The sequence below is a fragment of the Fischerella thermalis PCC 7521 genome, from assembly GCF_000317225.1.
In the GTDB taxonomy this organism is placed as follows: Bacteria; Cyanobacteriota; Cyanobacteriia; order Cyanobacteriales; family Nostocaceae; genus Fischerella; species Fischerella thermalis.
Window position 1 is genome coordinate 120496 of record NZ_AJLL01000012.1, and the last position, 15966, is coordinate 136461.

Here is a 15966-nt window from a genome sequence, read left to right on the forward strand (position 1 = left end):
TACACACTCCCCACCTCCCCATCCCTGTTGCCTATTTTCACAAAAATTCTGGTTGAATTCGGCAGTCTTGGAATAATCTAGTAGAGTGCGTAAAAATTTACGTAACTTTATTACTTTGAATAGAGGAACTATTTGATGACCGCAACATCTCCCCGATTAAAGCACGAGGTTAAAGACCTCGCCCTCGCTCCCTTGGGAAGACAGCGCATTGAATGGGCAGGACGTGAGATGCCAGTTTTACGGCAGATTCGCGATCGCTTTGCTCAAGAAAAGCCCTTTGCAGGCATTCGCCTTGTAGCTTGCTGCCATGTCACAACTGAGACAGCAAATTTGGCAATTGCCCTGAAAGCTGGTGGTGCAGATGCTGTGTTGATTGCCAGCAACCCCCTCTCCACCCAAGATGACGTAGCTGCTTGCCTCGTCACTGATTACGAAATTCCCGTCTTTGCTATTAAAGGCGAAGACAACGAAACTTATAATCGCCACGTTCAAATCGCTTTAGACCACCGTCCCAACATTATTATTGATGACGGTTGTGATGTGGTTGCCACTCTCGTAAAAGAACGCCAAGAGCAACTAGCAGACATCATTGGCACAACAGAAGAAACCACCACGGGCATTGTGCGGTTGCGTGCTATGTTCAAAGATGGTGTTCTCAGTTTCCCAGCTGTGAATGTGAACGACGCCGACACCAAGCACTTCTTTGACAACCGCTACGGTACAGGACAATCAACCCTGGATGGGATCATCCGCGCTACAAACATCCTGCTAGCTGGTAAAACTTTGGTTGTTGTTGGTTACGGCTGGTGTGGGAAAGGTACAGCCCTACGCGCCCGGGGACTTGGTGCAAACGTAATTGTCACTGAAATTGACCCCATCAAAGCGATCGAAGCTGTAATGGATGGTTTCCGTGTCCTGCCAATGGCAGAAGCAGCACCGCTAGGTGACTTGTTTATTACCGTTACTGGTAACAAGCACGTGATTCGCGGCGAACATTTCGACGTAATGAAAGATGGTGCGATCGTCTGTAACTCTGGTCACTTTGATATTGAAATTGACCTGAAAGCTTTGGGCGCTAAAGCCACAGAAGTCAAGACAGTCCGCCCTTTCACCGAAGAATATCGCTTACAAAACGGCAAGTCAGTTGTAGTTTTGGGTGAAGGACGCTTGATTAACCTTGCTGCTGCCGAAGGACATCCCAGTGCAGTAATGGACATGAGTTTTGCTAACCAAGCTCTTGGTTGCGAATACCTGGTGAAGAATAAAGGCAAGCTGGAACCTGGTATTCATGCCATTCCTACCGAAGTAGACCAAGAAATTGCCCGATTGAAATTACAGGCAATGGGAATTAAAATCGACACCCTGACACTAGAACAAATCGAGTACATCAATTCTTGGACTTCTGGAACCTAATCTTTACCGATAATTTACCAAAAGTCATCGAAGAAAAGCTTAAGCTATAGCTAGGTTTTCTAAGGCTATTGCCTTGGGGTAGGCACACCGCCTATCCCTTTTTTTTATTTATTGGGTAAAGAAAACTCTTGCTAGCTTCTTCCGAAAAGTGCTGCCTCACTTGGTGATTTACCAGAGTGGCGATCGCGTTCACTAGCGCATCTGGTTCTACGGGTTTAGGAATATGCGGTTGAAATCGAACCTTTAGAGCTTTTTGTTGGTTAACCTCAGTTCGGGTTAAGAAGATTTTGCTGTTGAACTTAAGCACCAGTTCTCAAAAATCGAACCACAAAGACACGGAGATCACAAAGAAATGAGAGTTTGAGAGGTATTTTGCACGTGGCGTCACCTGGCGTGGAGGATTTGTATCAAGATTTTTGTGAAACGGTATAAGATAGAAAGGTGCGTTATGGACAGAACGTCCTCACGCACCGAAAACCACTAAATGGTGCGCTGCGCTGTGCAACAACACACTCTACAGTACTGGATTTGGCAGTAATTCAATCACTTGTGTGTACAAAGTGGCTAAAACCACGATTCATAAGCTATTTCAGACTTGTGTGTACACCGTAATTGAAGCGGGGAGATTGAGGGGTTAATTAGACTTTTGCAAGAGATCTATTGATTTTTATTTGTTGGTATTGCCTAGATTTCTACACTATATTTTTTGGCAATTTGACACAGCTGCTCAAACTGTTCTTTTGATGCTAAATCTAGCTTCTCATCAGGTGGCAATTCATTTTTTGGGCCTTTCGGGACTAAGTACTTGACATACAGAGAAATAAAATCAACGATCGCTGCTATACCAGGCAAAGCATGAGTATCAGCTTGTTTTCCTGCCACTAAGATAGCCATACTTCCTTCAATTGATTTCCTGGTAGCATCAGCAAATTGACCAACCAATTCTTGAATATAATCTACACTTTCCAGGTTTTCTAACTTCACTAGATCTGGGGTGAATTCGTATCCTGCTGCTGTTGCTTGTTCGAGCACACACCATTGTGTGAACTCTTGCAGCGCTGCCTCGGGAAGACCAGGAAGATAATTATGTAATTCTGAATTAGACACTAATTTTCCTTTTGAAATTTATAGATGTAGGGAGTGGGAGGGAGGTGGGGTGATGAGGTGATAGGGTGGTGGGGTGATGGGGAGGTGGGGAGTGTGGGAAATATAAAAAGTCTTTTCTTCTCATACTCCTCATACTTCTCATACCCCTCATACCCCTCACACCCTCTTTAAGCAGTGCGGAAGCGCGCCAACTCTTCACCTGTTTTGGCATCGTGGGCGTGAACTGTACACACCAAGCAAGAATCAAAGGATCGGGCAACATGACCTACTTCTATAGGGTCAGCTGGATCAGCAACGGGTATACCCACCAAGGCTTCTTCAATGGGGCCACGCTTTTGTTCGGCGTCCCGGGGCCCGACGTTCCATGTTGTCGGTGCAATAACCTGGTAGTTCTTGATTTTGCCATCTTCTAGTTCTACCCAGTGACACAGGGAACCGCGCGCTGCTTCTGTTGCACCCCAACCGCGCCCATCTTTTTGTTTGGGTTTGATATACCAAGGTTCATTTAATTTAAACTCCCGCAGACAGCGTTCGGCTTGACGATACAACTTGACAATTTCATGAACCCGTGCTAGCTGACGGACATGGACACTGGGACCGCCCATACGCTTGAAAACATCAAGGATAAATCCATCATAATGTTGCCAAGATTCGCCATGTGTGCCACCTGCAACCAATTGTCGTGCTAAGGGGCCAGCTTCTAAACGTCCATATTCGATGTGGCGTACTGCACTTGACCAGGAATAAGCACCGTTGAAGTCTTTGTGATTTTTGGCGGTGGGGTTGGTGGTGCGGTCAAAAGGATGAACATCAGCTGTACCTTCGTCGTACCAGGCGTGAGTAGTATTCTCTCGAGTAAAGGTATGATCCATCAAAGTGTGAGTGTCGCTGTAACTGTCGTACACTCCACTCTTCATGATCATGGCAGCGTTACGGTTTTCAATGGTTGGTTTTTGGTATTTATCTTCATGGGGTAGATACCCCCAAGTGACGTATTTACCTACACCACCACCAAATTTATCTAAACCAATATCTAAACCCATGCGCCAGTAGAAACCCAAGTCTGACTGACGATGGTTACGATTTTCATGCAACCAAGCCATAAAGTCATCATAGGTCTGGATTTCTTCGTAGCGTTCTAAAGAACAGCCTAACCACACAGGTTCTAACCAATTAGTGCGGAAGTATTCTAGGATTGACCAAGCACGGGTAATATCTGTGAGGGTGGGGGCAGACATGACACCACCAGGAACCATGTAACTAGAATGGGGCCATTGACCACCCAAAAGGGCATAAATTTCTACAGGTTTGGCAGAAATAGTCACGCCAATTTCGTAATGCTTGCCAGTAAAGGCAGCAAAGCGGCGGACAGCTTCGTTATAGTAGCGGCTATTTTGGTATTTTTTGTTAGTGAGGTCAATGGCAAATAGACCGTAAAAATAGCGGGGTATACTTTGAATTGTTTCGACGATTTGACCGAGGTTTCTAGCTAAAATTGCATTGCGCGGCACTTCGGTTTCCCAGGCGGTATCCAATGCCCAAGATGCACAAGTGAGGTGAGAACCACCGCATATTCCACAGATACGAGGTGTAACAATTAAGCCAGCTTGGGGGTCTTTACCGCGTAGAATCACTTCAAAGCCTCGAAAAAGTTCGGCATGAGTCCAAGCGTTGACTACATAACCATCTTCGATTTCCACCCGCACATCTAAATCGCCTTCGACCCTCCCGACGGGTGAGATGTCTAATGTTTGAGTTCCCATAATTTATCCTTTTGGTAATTGCTAATCGGTAATTGGTAATTGGTGAGTCAGCGCGCAGAACAGGGGCTTCCTCCCCCAACCCCAAAGGGGACCCCTAGCCCCCAATCCCCACTTCCCCATGAGCGACTGGCGAACCCGTAAGGGTAATTGGTGGTTTTCTTTCCCATTACCTATTACCCATTACCCATTACCTAAACTAAGAAAAAGTCTTCATCTGCCCAAGTTGGGGCGGTGTCCTTTGCCACTAAGGTGAGTAAGGCATAGTCTTTCTGCTTCACCCCTGGCGGTAGTTCTTTGGGAACTCCCATAACAGTTTGGGTTTTAAATACCGTTCCCGGTTTAAGGTCAAAGAAGGGAAATTCCGGTTCGGTGCAACCCAAACAAGGCATTCCAGCACGAGTTTTGGAAGAAACGCGGTTCCACAAAATCCGGTTACAGGAAGAATGAGTCATCGGACCACGACAACCCAAGTCGTAGAATAGACAACCTTTACGTTGACCAAATTCGGCAGTTGTAGCTTTATAGGCAAAATGAATGTTGCGAGTACAACCAGTTTGGGTAAAGGTTTTGAAGAAAGTTTGGGGACGATGGAATTCGTCAAGGGTAATATCGCCAATGCGACCTGTGGCGATCGCAACTAATATCTGCGTTATCCAGTCGGGATGAGCAGGACATCCAGGTATATTAATTACAGGTAATCCAGCTTTAGAACGGTAATCTACCCCTAAAAACCCACCCTTTTGCCGTTTGAGAAATTGTAAACCTTGGGATTGGCTAGGATTAGGGTCCATAGCAGGAATTCCTCCCCAAGTAGCACAGTCGCCGACTGCAACCACATACTTAGCTACTTTTGCTAAATCACTAACCCAATTTTTCATCGGACGATGGGCAAAGCGGTTCCATTCTCCCGTACCATTAGGGGCATTAACTACCGTACCTTCAAACACCAAAATATCTACAGGGATTTTACCTAACACACAATTCCACAACATCCCTTGCAAATTTTCTCCTAATTCTAGCCCCAAAGAAGGATGCCACAGTAGGTTGATACCAAAGTCAGAAATTAAATCGCAGACAGTTGGTTCTTCTGCATTTAAAAATGACATGGTGTTACCTGAACAGGCACCACCTTGTAGCCATAATACGTTAGTCATTGGCCGCGTGTTTGTATTGTTGACAATAGACTTGTTGCAGAAGTTGAGGAATCAGGAACAGAAGAACTTTTACCTATTAATTCCTTAACCTTTCCCCTATCCAAAAGGCTATAGCGAGATTTGTAGAGTTTTACCTGTGAAATCTCGTTTATCTTTCAATATCAAATACTTTTCTTTCCAATAATATTATATTTAAAAAAAATTAAAGTATTAAACAAAACCAATTAGAACTTATAATCTAGCTCTTTAGTAACAAAAAATACAGAATATCCAGTTGCTTTAAATATCATTTAATTCAGTAAAATTCACTATATTAAAAATGCCAAACTCTAAATTTTAGAATTACAAACAAGAGATTATAACTGAAGAGGGATACTCAAATCAGTAATTAAATTATCATATTAATAACATATTAAGCTTTAGATAAGCAGTAAAACTAACATAATATTTACGTATAGACAGCAAGTCTATTTTATAAATTTTGCACTTGACAAAATCAAAAAAAATTAAACAATTAATAGTAGGGCCAAAGCATTAACCAAGGGATTTTTCCATCAAGTCGGATATTTTCACCCAAATGCGATGTCCATAAACAAGTTATCAACAATCAAAAACTTTGATCATTATTATTGAATTATTGATTGCACCTAGCTAACATGAAAACACTTAGTGTCTTAGTGTCTTAGTGGTTAAAAATCATCTTGAACCACCAAAGCACAAAGACGCAAGGATAAAAGAGTTTTCTTGGTTTTGCCAACTTTACATCTGCCATGAAACAAACTATTACAGATACCGCCACCAAAGCAGCGATCGCTGCTATTGCTTCTGAGTCAGCATCAACAAAAGATAAAATTGAGATGCTAATTCAGATGGCACATGGTTTTGTCAAAAAACCAAAAACTGCTCAAGATTTGTGGAATGCGATCGCCTTATATCAAGAAGCAGAAAATTTATGTGGTGAAGATTACTTTTTATTCAAAGCGCGGGCAAAAGTAGGAAGGGCTGGGGCGTTGCAGTCAATACCCCAAGACACAGAAGGATTGTTATTACAAGCACAAGTATTATACACAGAAGCATTACCAATTTTACAAGAATTTGCCTCATCCGAAGAAGTCGCAGAAGCCCAAATGAATTACGGCTTAGTGCTACAATCTTTAGTACCATTCAACATGGCAAAAATCGAAGATAGCATCCAGGTATATCAAGCGGCTTTGCGAGTATTCACCTGGGAAAATTATCCACAGGAATATGCAATTTTACATAACAATATTGCGATCGCCTACCTTTCGATGTCAGGAGGTTTTCAGCAACAATATTTGTTTGAAAGCTTAGCGGTACAAACTTTTGAGGCTGCACTAAAACACATTAATATCATCGATCATCCCAGGGAATATGCGATGTTGCAGAATAATTTAGGCAATGCCCTGCAATACCTACCATCATCTCATCCCTTAGATAATTTAGTGCGAGCGATCGCAGCTTATGATCAAGCATTAAAAGTGCGTAATCTCCAAGATACACCAATAGAATACGCTAACACCATTGCTAACAAAGCCAACGCCTTACTTAATTTACCTGACAACTTGAGTCAACCAGAAACAGGTAATCTGCAAAACTTCACACAAGCGCGTAATTACTATCAACAAGCTTGGGAAATTTTTACTAAATATGGACAAATAGAGCAAGCGCAAGTAGTAGCCCAAGTATTGGCAGAACTATAAATTATCAGGAGAATAAACTATGACAGATTTGCTTACAACCTTAGCATCGGGTGATATTAACCTACTTACAGGATTGCTCTGGTTAATAATAGCAACTGGATTATCTGTAGTAGGTGGTGCAATTGGCGGCATACTTTTAGCCGGAGAAGAATTAGGTTATAAATTTGCTGCTACCATTGGTGGATTATTTGCCCCTGCGGGTGTTATTCCAGCTATGGTATTAGGATTGTTACTTTTGAATTTTTGTCCCAAGTTTTAGGAGGTTTTATGTTAGAAATCGGCTGGTTTTCTGCTAAATTATTTCTCAAGGGTAAACTCATACGTGATCCGCAGTATTTTTGGCAGCAAACGGCTATTGGTGCTGCCATAGGTCTGCTCTTACTAATAATACCATTATTCTTGCATTTTCCCTTATGGCTAACAGTAATATTATCTAGCATCGCAACGGGTGCTATTATGCCTTTATTGCTGCAAGATTTCAAAATGAAATGAGTTTTTGATTTTGAGTAGCTAACATGAATTGCGTACACCAGAACATATAAAAACTCTTTGTGTCTTGGTGTCTTGGTGGTTTAAGATTTTTTACCACCAAGGCACAAAGTCACCAAGTTACGGCTTTGCTATCACGCACTATAACTCAATACGGTTCGGTTAAGGCTAGTACTTTTTGTCAAGGTTATTTTTTCTAACGAACTGCACCAGGTGCAGAGGACACAGAGAAAGAAAAAGAAGGAGAAGGGAACATTGCTTCACTGAACTGTATTGTACTCTAGCTAACAATCAATAATTAACCAATGTATAATGATTTCACTAGAAGAATTAGTAGAAGAAATTAGCCGTTTTGAAGCAATAATATCTGAGTGGGAAGAGAGTCAAAGGTGCGTAGCTATAGGCTTGAAACGTGCTATTGAAGATTTACATAAAGAAGCTTTAACTCGTTTAATTAAAAGTGTTAAACAAGAGTCAGTATCAGCTTTGCGTAATGCTGTTCAAGATGAAGTGGTTTACGGAGTATTGCTTTATCATGAACTAGTAAAATCACCAACACTACCTTTACGACAACGAACATGGATGCACACAGATAAATACAGATGATTTATTGGTGTGCATCTGTGTGTATTGATATCTTTGAATTATGCAAAATGACTACTGAAGAAATTAGGGTTCGCGGTACTGTTCAAGGGGTAGGATTTCGCCCGACTGTATATCGACTCGCAAAGGCTTGTGGGTTGCGTGGTGATGTTTGTAATGATGGTGAAGGTGTTTTAATTCGTGCTTCTGGAACTGATGAATCTATAGAAGAATTTATCAAAAGATTACAGCAAGAATGCCCACCATTAGCAAGAATTAATCAACTCACACGCAAGCGTTATGAAAAAGAATTTTTATTCCATGATTTTGTGATTTCTCATAGTATCAGTAGTGCTGTCAAAACGGAAATTTCTCCTGATGCTGCTACTTGTTCCCAATGTCGATCAGAAATATTTGATTTTTATAGTCGCTGGTATCGCTATCCCTTCACAAATTGTACTTATTGTGGCCCCCGGTTGAGTATTATTCGTGCTATTCCTTATGATCGCATTAACACTAGCATGGCGACTTTCACCATGTGTGCAGAGTGTATGAAAGAATATAACGATGTCGAAAACCGTCGCTTTCATGCCCAACCTGTAGCTTGTCATGTTTGTGGCCCAAAAGCAACATTAGAACGTGCTGATGGTAAACCAATTACAGCTTCAATGTTTTCCATGTTGGATGATGTCGATGCTGTGTGTACTTTATTGCAGAGAGGCGAAATTGTCGCCATCAAAGGTATCGGCGGAATTCATCTAGCTTGCGATGCTACAAATGAAACGGCTGTGCAAAAACTCCGCCAGCGCAAACAACGATATCACAAACCCTTTGCTTTGATGGCGCGGGATTTAGAAATCATAGAAAAATACTGCACCATCAACGATAAAGAAAGAGAATTATTGCAAAGTTCCGCCGCACCCATTGTCTTGTTGCAGAAAAAAGAACCAAACACTCCTCATACTCCTCACACTCCTCACACTCCCCCCTTACGGGAAGCCGCTACGCGTCTACACACTCCTCACACTCCCCTCACCTCCCCACCCCCCCACCTCCCCATATCCCCCTCTGTCGCCCCAGGACAAAATACCCTTGGTTTCATGCTACCTTACACGCCTTTACATCACTTAATTCTCAAGCGCATGAACCACCCAATTGTCTTAACAAGTGGCAATATTTCTGATGAACCACAATGTATTGATAATGATGAAGCGCGAGAGAAATTAAGCCAAATAGCTGATTATTTCCTGTTACATAACCGAGAGATTGTTAACCGCGTAGATGATTCAGTAGTGCGGGTAGTTGGTGAGCAATTACAAACCATTCGTCGCGCCAGAGGCTACGCACCAGCACCGATTAAATTACCACCTGGATTTGAGCATTCTCCTGCAATTTTAGCAATGGGTGGCGAGTTAAAAAATACCTTTTGTTTATTAAAGGATGGACAAGCAATTTTATCTCAACATTTGGGAGATTTAGAAAATGCAGCCACCTTTACAGCCTATCAAAACACCCTCAATTTATACTTAAACTTGTTCGAGCATCAACCAGAAGCGATCGCCATTGACAAACATCCTGAATATCTATCTACAAAACTCGGTCAAGAACTAGGATTTACTCATCAAATTCCTATTTATTCTACCCAACATCATCACGCCCATATTGCCGCTTGCATGGCCGAAAATCATCTTCCTCTAGATTCACCACCTGTATTAGGCATCGCCTTAGATGGTTTAGGTTATGGTGAAGATAACACAATTTGGGGAGGTGAATTTCTCTTAGCAGATTATCACCAGTTTCAGCGATTAGCAACATTTAAACCAGTAGCCATGATTGGTGGAGAACAAGCTATTTACCAACCTTGGCGTAACACTTATGCTCAATTAATATCAGCATTTTCTTGGGAAGAAATCATAAGAAAATATGGTGATTTAGAAATAATTAAATTTCTCAACCATAAACCACTCACACTCCTCAATCAACTAATATCAAAAAAAATCAATTCTCCCTTAGCTTCCTCCGCAGGACGTTTATTTGATGCTGTAGCTGCTAGCATCCGTATATGCCGAGAAGAATGTAACTATGAAGGACAAGCAGCAATGGAAATGGAAGCTTTAGTTGATAAGAATATCTTAAATAAATATAAAGAAAAACAAAACTATCCTTTTGAAATTAACATTTTAGATAATATTTACTGTATAGACCCAAACCCCATGTGGCAAGCGTTATTAAAGGACTTACAGCAGCAAACTTCTCCAGGAGTCATAGCTGCTAAGTTTCACATCGGTTTAGCTCAAGCCATTGGGAAATTAGCTACTTCATTGTGTCAACATCATCACATTAAAACAGTCGTCTTAAGCGGAGGAGTATTCCAAAATCTTATCTTATTAGAACAACTGAGTAAATATCTCAAAAATTCAGGCATCAACACACTAACTCACAGCCTGACTCCCTGCAATGACGGCGGATTATCACTAGGGCAAGCAGTAATTGCAGCCGCCAAACTCATCAAAAAATAACTCCAAGTATATATTATCTAAATCCTATAATTTCTGCCTTTGCGTTCTTTGCGTTCTTCGCGTTCTTCGCGGTTCATTAAACAGGAAAATCAACAATGTGCTTAGGCATTCCCGGTCAAATCATCGAAATCACAGACCAAAATCATAAACTAGCCATAGTCAACATCGCTGGTGTCAAACGCCAAATTAACATTGCTTGTATAGTTGATGAACAACATCCTCCCGAATCTTGCATTGGTGACTGGGTATTAGTTCATGTTGGCTTTGCTATGAATCGAATTAATGAAAAAGAAGCATTAGAAACCTTGCAGATGCTGCAAGAAATTGCAAATAATTGTTGATTGTTGATTGTTGTTTGTTGTTTGCAACAACCAACAATCAGCTACCATCCACCAACTAACATTCATATGAAATATGTAGATGAGTTTCGTGATTCTAATAAAGCTAAAGCACTAGCTTGGCAAATAGAAAAATTATCTTGCCAGTTAGGTAAACAAATTAAAATTATGGAAGTATGCGGCGGTCATACCCATTCTATATTTAAGTATGGCATCGAAGCAGTCCTACCCAAGGCAATAGAATTGATTCATGGGCCTGGTTGTCCGGTGTGCGTTATGCCCAAGGGTAGGTTAGATGATGCGATCGCGATCGCCCAACATCCTAATGTCATCTTTGCTACCTTTGGCGATGCAATGCGGGTTCCTGGTTCTCAAACGAGTCTGCTGCAAGCGAAAGCAACAGGTGCAGATATCCGCATGGTTTACTCGCCCTTAGATAGCCTGAAAATTGCCAAAGAAAACCCCAACAAAGAAGTTGTATTTTTTGCCTTAGGTTTTGAAACTACAGCCCCTAGTACTGCTTTTACCATCCTACAAGCAGCCGCAGAAAATATTCACAACTTCAGCTTATTTTGTAATCACGTTCTTGTGATTCCTGCTTTACAAGCACTGTTAGATAATCCTGATCTACAACTCGATGGATTTATCGGGCCTGGACATGTCAGTATGGTAATTGGTACTGAACCTTATCAATTTATTTCTCAACAATATCACAAGCCAATTGTCATTTCCGGGTTTGAACCTCTAGATATTCTCCAATCAGTTTGGATGCTAGTACGGCAGTTAGTAGAAAAGCGCTGCGAAGTTGAAAATCAATATCGCCGATTGGTAGAAAATCGGGGTAATCAATTGGCACTAACTGCTATGAATACGGTGTTTGAAATAAGAGAATTCTTTGAGTGGCGTGGCTTGGGTGATATACCTTATTCTGGGTTAAAAATTCGTTCTGAATATGCCCAGTTTGATGCTGAGTTAAAGTTTATTATTCCTAATTTGAAAGTAGCAGATCATAAGGCTTGTAAGTGTGGAGAAATTCTCAAGGGTGTGATGAAGCCTTGGGAGTGCAAGGTGTTTGGTACTGCTTGTACGCCGGAAACACCAATTGGTACTTGTATGGTGTCTTCGGAGGGTGCGTGTGCAGCTTATTACAAATATGGTCGTTTTTCTATGGTTGGGAGAGAGGGGGTGGGGGTTTAGGGAATTGCAGAATATCTTTTTTGGACGAACCGCCAAGACGCCAAGAAGCCAAGAAGAATGGGAGGTTTTATGCCATTTGTGACTGTTCAAATTGCCAAGGGTCATTCTATTGAAAAGAAGCGACAATTAGCGCAAGCAATTACTGATGCTTTGGTTGCGACTATGGGTACTAAGCCGGAATGGGTGACTGTGCATATTGATGAGTTTGAAAGGGAAAATTGGGCTGTCGGTGGTGTTTTACATGTTGATAAACATGGTGGAAGGCATGTGGAGAAGGGGGTGTAAATTTAAGTGAAAAGTCAAAGGGAAGGTAGTTAACTTTTGACTTGAATTTGGTGAGGATGTATGCAACAAAATTTATTTGATTTGTCTGGGAAAGTGGCAATTATCACTGGTTCCGGACGGGGTTTGGGAAAGGTGATGGCTGTGGGTTTGGCTGATTTTGGTGTGAAGGTGATTGTTGGCGATCGCAATTTTGAGGAAGCGAAACAGACAGCACAAACGATTAAAGATGCTGGGGGAGTTGCAAGTGCAACTTTTGTGGATATTTCGGAGAGTGATAGTTGTAATGATTTGATTCAGTTTGCTGTTAATGAGTTTGGACAGGTTAATATTCTGGTGAATAATGCTGGAATTGATATTATAAAACCCGCAGAAGCAATTTTGGAGTCTGAATGGGATGAAATTCTAAATGTGAATTTGAAAGGACATTTTCACTGTTCGCAATTTGCTGCTATCCAGATGATGAAGCAAAATACGGGTGGTGCAATTATTAATATTTCCTCAATTGCTTCTGTTGTGGGTATTCCTGGGTTGGTTGCTTATAGTGCTGCTAAGGGTGGAATTAACCAACTGACGCGTGTGATGGCGGTGGAATGGGCCTCGAAAAATATCCGAGTGAATGCGATCGCACCAGGTTACTTTGAAAATATCATGCTGGGTGCGAATGTAGAACATGAAAAGCTTGAAAAGCAAAAACAAATTATCACTTTTACACCAATGGCGCGTCGTGGTAAGCCAGAGGAATTAATTGGTCCATTGGTTTTTTTAGCTTCCGATGCATCTTCTTATATTACTGGTGCTATTTTATTTGTTGATGGTGGATATACCGCTGCTTGAAGGTGAAGATAAGTGACCACTAACAACCAACAATCAACCACCAACTAAGAACTAACTATATGAACTTTTCCTATGCTAATTCCTCCCAAATTTCTCTGTTTCAAAACATCGAAAAAATCCGCCGTCATCGAGGGAAAGTACATGATCAAAACATCACTCTCGCCCATGGTAGCGGTGGTAAAGCTATGCGCGATTTAATTGATGATGTTTTTGTTAGTAAGTTTGATAATCCAATTCTTTCACAATTAGAAGACCAAGCAACTTTTGATTTAGCGAGTCTTCTCCAACAAGGAGATAGACTGGCTTTTACAACTGATTCTTATGTTGTAGATCCTTTATTTTTTCCTGGTGGTGATATCGGGGAATTAGCTGTTAATGGTACGATCAACGATTTAGCAGTGAGTGGTGCTAAGCCTCTATATCTTAGCTGTAGCGTCATTTTAGAAGAAGGTTTATCAATAGAAACCTTACGACGCGTTGTTACCAGTATGCAAATTGCAGCCAATAAAGCTGGTGTACAAATTGTCACTGGTGACACAAAAGTTGTACATCGTGGTGCAGCCGATAAGCTGTTTATTAACACAACTGGTATTGGCGTAATTCGTGCAGGTGTTTCTATTTCTGCCCATTATATTCAACCCGGAGATGTAATCATTATTAATGGTGAATTAGGCAATCATGGTACAGCTATTCTCATCGCCCGTGGAGAATTAGCATTAGAAACGAATATAGAAAGTGACTGCCAACCATTACATGATTTAGTCCAAAATATTCTTGATGTTTGTCCTGAAATTCATGCTATGCGGGACGCGACACGGGGTGGTTTAGCTACTGTATTAAATGAATTTGCCCTCAGTTCTAATGTCGCAATTCGCCTTCATGAACAATCAATTCCAATTCGGGAAGAAGTGCAAGGTGTTTGCGAAATATTAGGTTTAGATCCATTGTATTTAGCCAATGAAGGTAAACTCGTCGTAGTAGTAAAACACGAACATGCTGATACAGTTTTATCAGCAATGAAATCCCACCCCGCAGGAAAAAATGCTTGTATTATCGGGGAAGTTATTCCTTCCCCCCCAGGTATCGTTTTATTAAAAACTATTTTTGGCACAGAACGGATTGTAGATATGCTTGTCGGCGATCAATTACCACGTATTTGTTAATAATACTATGTTATATAGACATTTAAAAAAACGAACACAGATGAACACAGATAAACACCGATAATTCATCTGTGTTCATCGCCTTGCACGGTGGTCGAAAAATTGAAACTTTGGGCTAATTAATAAATTAAAAAACTTATGCATGAACTTAGCATTACCCAAAATATCGTAGCAATTGTAGCCGAACATGCCCACGGTTTAAAAGTGCAACGGGTACTATTAGAAATAGGTCAACTTTCAGCTATCATGCCTGATGCAATCCGATTTTGTTTTGATATTTGTTCTCAAGGAACTGTTTTAGAAGGAGCGAAATTAGAAATTTCGGAAATAGCAGGCTTAGGAAAATGCTGCCAATGTGGTTCAGAAATTCCTCTAACACAACCCTTTGGCCAGTGTCAATGTGGTAGTCAGCAAATAAACTTAATTGCTGGTCAAGAATTGAAAATTAAAGAAATAGAAATAGAGGAAATATGTGTGTAACTTGCGGTTGTTCCAATGATAATGAAGCCAAAATCTCTAATTTAGAAACCAGTCAAGTCATGGAAATAGATACTAATGGGCATAGTCATCATACTCACACCCACACTTTAGCAGATGGGACTGTCATTACTCATTCTCACAGTCACGACCAGACTCACGAAACCACATCTCATATTCATGCTAAAATACATGGCACAACAATATCTTTAGAACAAGATATTTTAGCTAAAAATAACTTAATAGCAGCCCAAAATCGCGGCTGGTTTAAAGGTAGAAATATTCTTGCATTAAATCTCATGAGTTCTCCTGGTGCGGGGAAAACCACCCTCTTAACTCGTACTATCAATGATTTAAAAAATAATTTAACTATCAGTGTTATAGAAGGTGATCAAGAAACTATCAACGATGCCAAAAAAATTCAAGCCACAGGCTGCAAAGTTATCCAAATTAACACAGGTACAGGCTGTCATCTTGATGCAGCCATGATCGAAAAGGGATTACAACAACTCAATCCACCGCTGAATTCAGTTGTGATGATTGAGAATGTTGGTAATTTGGTTTGTCCAGCATTATTTGATTTAGGAGAAAAACTCAAAGTCGTAATTCTCTCTATCACAGAAGGAGAAGACAAACCTATCAAATATCCTCACATGTTCCGCGCTAGTGAAGTTATGCTTCTCACTAAAATTGACTTGCTGCCTTACATCCAATTTGATGTGCAAAAATGTATAGAATATGCCCAGCAGGTCAATCCTCAAATTCAGATTTTTCAAGTTTCAGCATTAACCGGAACTGGGCTAGAAAATTGGTATGAGTGGCTAACTCAAAAAGCGGCTAATTGTTAACAGGGAACAGCCAAAAAGAGCATCCCAATTTTTTCAAAACACAAAAATTAACACTCTGCGATCCTTTGCGTCAACT

Annotated in this window: 16 protein-coding genes and 1 pseudogene; 13 read left to right on the forward strand and 4 right to left on the reverse strand. The window is 41.0% G+C overall.

Going from position 1 to position 15966, the window contains the following annotated elements; genetic code table 11:
* Positions 1 to 135: 135 nt before the first annotated feature.
* Positions 136 to 1413 (forward strand): adenosylhomocysteinase, encoded by a 1278-nt coding sequence (gene ahcY / locus UYK_RS0103910; protein WP_009457455.1) that lies wholly within the window; start codon positions 136 to 138, stop codon positions 1411 to 1413.
* A gap of 91 nt (positions 1414 to 1504) precedes the next feature.
* Here ahcY and UYK_RS0103915 read toward each other — a convergent pair whose 3' ends face one another.
* From UYK_RS0103915 to UYK_RS0103930, 4 genes are all read right to left on the reverse strand, one after another.
* Positions 1505 to 1720, reverse strand: coding sequence for a response regulator (locus UYK_RS0103915; RefSeq protein WP_016870939.1), 216 nt, complete (start codon positions 1718 to 1720; stop codon positions 1505 to 1507).
* Between the two features lie 377 nt (positions 1721 to 2097).
* Complete coding sequence (locus tag UYK_RS0103920) at positions 2098 to 2520, reverse strand: hypothetical protein (protein WP_009457454.1); 423 nt, start codon at positions 2518 to 2520, stop codon at positions 2098 to 2100.
* Positions 2521 to 2687: 167 nt separating this feature from the next.
* Entirely contained in the window at positions 2688 to 4283 is a 1596-nt protein-coding gene (locus UYK_RS0103925) for a nickel-dependent hydrogenase large subunit (RefSeq protein WP_009457453.1), read from the reverse strand.
* A 191-nt stretch (positions 4284 to 4474) separates the two neighbouring features.
* Positions 4475 to 5437, reverse strand: a complete 963-nt coding sequence (locus tag UYK_RS0103930; RefSeq protein ID WP_009457452.1) for a hydrogenase small subunit — start codon at positions 5435 to 5437, stop codon at positions 4475 to 4477.
* Positions 5438 to 6207: 770 nt separating this feature from the next.
* On the opposite strand from UYK_RS0103930, the gene UYK_RS0103935 reads away from it, so the two are divergent.
* The 12 genes and pseudogenes from UYK_RS0103935 to hypB all read left to right on the forward strand — a co-directional run bounded on the left by UYK_RS0103935 (position 6208) and on the right by hypB (position 15890).
* Positions 6208 to 7158 carry a tetratricopeptide repeat protein gene (locus UYK_RS0103935; RefSeq protein WP_016870940.1) on the forward strand — a complete coding sequence of 317 codons (951 nt, stop codon included), beginning with the start codon at positions 6208 to 6210 and terminating at the stop codon, positions 7156 to 7158.
* Between the two features lie 19 nt (positions 7159 to 7177).
* Entirely contained in the window at positions 7178 to 7417 is a 240-nt protein-coding gene (locus UYK_RS0103940) for an asr0689 family protein (protein ID WP_009457450.1), read from the forward strand.
* An 8-nt stretch (positions 7418 to 7425) separates the two neighbouring features.
* The gene (locus UYK_RS0103945; RefSeq protein ID WP_009457449.1) at positions 7426 to 7650 is read left to right on the forward strand and encodes a hypothetical protein; all 225 of its coding nucleotides are present in this window, start codon (positions 7426 to 7428) and stop codon (positions 7648 to 7650) included.
* A 309-nt stretch (positions 7651 to 7959) separates the two neighbouring features.
* Positions 7960 to 8250: pseudogene (locus UYK_RS0103950) on the forward strand (NifU family protein); the annotation flags it as partial.
* Positions 8251 to 8300: 50 nt separating this feature from the next.
* Positions 8301 to 10748: a carbamoyltransferase HypF gene (hypF, locus tag UYK_RS0103955; protein WP_026086349.1), complete on the forward strand. Its 2448-nt coding sequence runs from the start codon at positions 8301 to 8303 to the stop codon at positions 10746 to 10748.
* Between the two features lie 95 nt (positions 10749 to 10843).
* Positions 10844 to 11089 carry a HypC/HybG/HupF family hydrogenase formation chaperone gene (locus UYK_RS0103960; protein WP_009457446.1) on the forward strand — a complete coding sequence of 82 codons (246 nt, stop codon included), beginning with the start codon at positions 10844 to 10846 and terminating at the stop codon, positions 11087 to 11089.
* A 66-nt stretch (positions 11090 to 11155) separates the two neighbouring features.
* Positions 11156 to 12283 carry a hydrogenase formation protein HypD gene (hypD, locus tag UYK_RS0103965; RefSeq protein WP_009457444.1) on the forward strand — a complete coding sequence of 376 codons (1128 nt, stop codon included), beginning with the start codon at positions 11156 to 11158 and terminating at the stop codon, positions 12281 to 12283.
* Positions 12284 to 12352: 69 nt separating this feature from the next.
* On the forward strand, positions 12353 to 12568 hold the full coding sequence (locus UYK_RS0103970) for a tautomerase family protein (RefSeq protein ID WP_009457442.1): 216 nt from the start codon (positions 12353 to 12355) through the stop codon (positions 12566 to 12568).
* 60 nt (positions 12569 to 12628) lie between these two features.
* Positions 12629 to 13402 carry an SDR family NAD(P)-dependent oxidoreductase gene (locus UYK_RS0103975; RefSeq protein ID WP_009457438.1) on the forward strand — a complete coding sequence of 258 codons (774 nt, stop codon included), beginning with the start codon at positions 12629 to 12631 and terminating at the stop codon, positions 13400 to 13402.
* Positions 13403 to 13461: 59 nt separating this feature from the next.
* Positions 13462 to 14565, forward strand: coding sequence for a hydrogenase expression/formation protein HypE (gene hypE, locus UYK_RS0103980; RefSeq protein WP_009457437.1), 1104 nt, complete (start codon positions 13462 to 13464; stop codon positions 14563 to 14565).
* A 138-nt stretch (positions 14566 to 14703) separates the two neighbouring features.
* Entirely contained in the window at positions 14704 to 15045 is a 342-nt protein-coding gene (gene hypA / locus UYK_RS0103985; protein WP_009457436.1) for a hydrogenase maturation nickel metallochaperone HypA, read from the forward strand.
* A complete protein-coding gene (gene hypB / locus UYK_RS0103990; protein WP_009457435.1) occupies positions 15036 to 15890 on the forward strand; it encodes a hydrogenase nickel incorporation protein HypB in 855 nt (284 codons plus the stop codon). Before hypA ends, hypB begins: the two co-directional genes overlap by 10 nt.
* Positions 15891 to 15966 lie beyond the last annotated feature (76 nt).

Coding starts and splice junctions, on each gene's coding strand:
- ahcY (WP_009457455.1), top strand. CDS start 136: ATGACCGCAACATCTCCCCGATTAAAGCACGAGGTTAAAGACCTCGCC.
- UYK_RS0103925 (WP_009457453.1), bottom strand. CDS start 4,283: ATGGGAACTCAAACATTAGACATCTCACCCGTCGGGAGGGTCGAAGGC.
- UYK_RS0103930 (WP_009457452.1), bottom strand. CDS start 5,437: ATGACTAACGTATTATGGCTACAAGGTGGTGCCTGTTCAGGTAACACC.
- UYK_RS0103935 (WP_016870940.1), top strand. CDS start 6,208: ATGAAACAAACTATTACAGATACCGCCACCAAAGCAGCGATCGCTGCT.
- UYK_RS0103940 (WP_009457450.1), top strand. CDS start 7,178: ATGACAGATTTGCTTACAACCTTAGCATCGGGTGATATTAACCTACTT.
- UYK_RS0103945 (WP_009457449.1), top strand. CDS start 7,426: ATGTTAGAAATCGGCTGGTTTTCTGCTAAATTATTTCTCAAGGGTAAA.
- hypF (WP_026086349.1), top strand. CDS start 8,301: ATGACTACTGAAGAAATTAGGGTTCGCGGTACTGTTCAAGGGGTAGGA.
- UYK_RS0103960 (WP_009457446.1), top strand. CDS start 10,844: ATGTGCTTAGGCATTCCCGGTCAAATCATCGAAATCACAGACCAAAAT.
- hypD (WP_009457444.1), top strand. CDS start 11,156: ATGAAATATGTAGATGAGTTTCGTGATTCTAATAAAGCTAAAGCACTA.
- UYK_RS0103970 (WP_009457442.1), top strand. CDS start 12,353: ATGCCATTTGTGACTGTTCAAATTGCCAAGGGTCATTCTATTGAAAAG.
- UYK_RS0103975 (WP_009457438.1), top strand. CDS start 12,629: ATGCAACAAAATTTATTTGATTTGTCTGGGAAAGTGGCAATTATCACT.
- hypE (WP_009457437.1), top strand. CDS start 13,462: ATGAACTTTTCCTATGCTAATTCCTCCCAAATTTCTCTGTTTCAAAAC.
- hypA (WP_009457436.1), top strand. CDS start 14,704: ATGCATGAACTTAGCATTACCCAAAATATCGTAGCAATTGTAGCCGAA.
- hypB (WP_009457435.1), top strand. CDS start 15,036: ATGTGTGTAACTTGCGGTTGTTCCAATGATAATGAAGCCAAAATCTCT.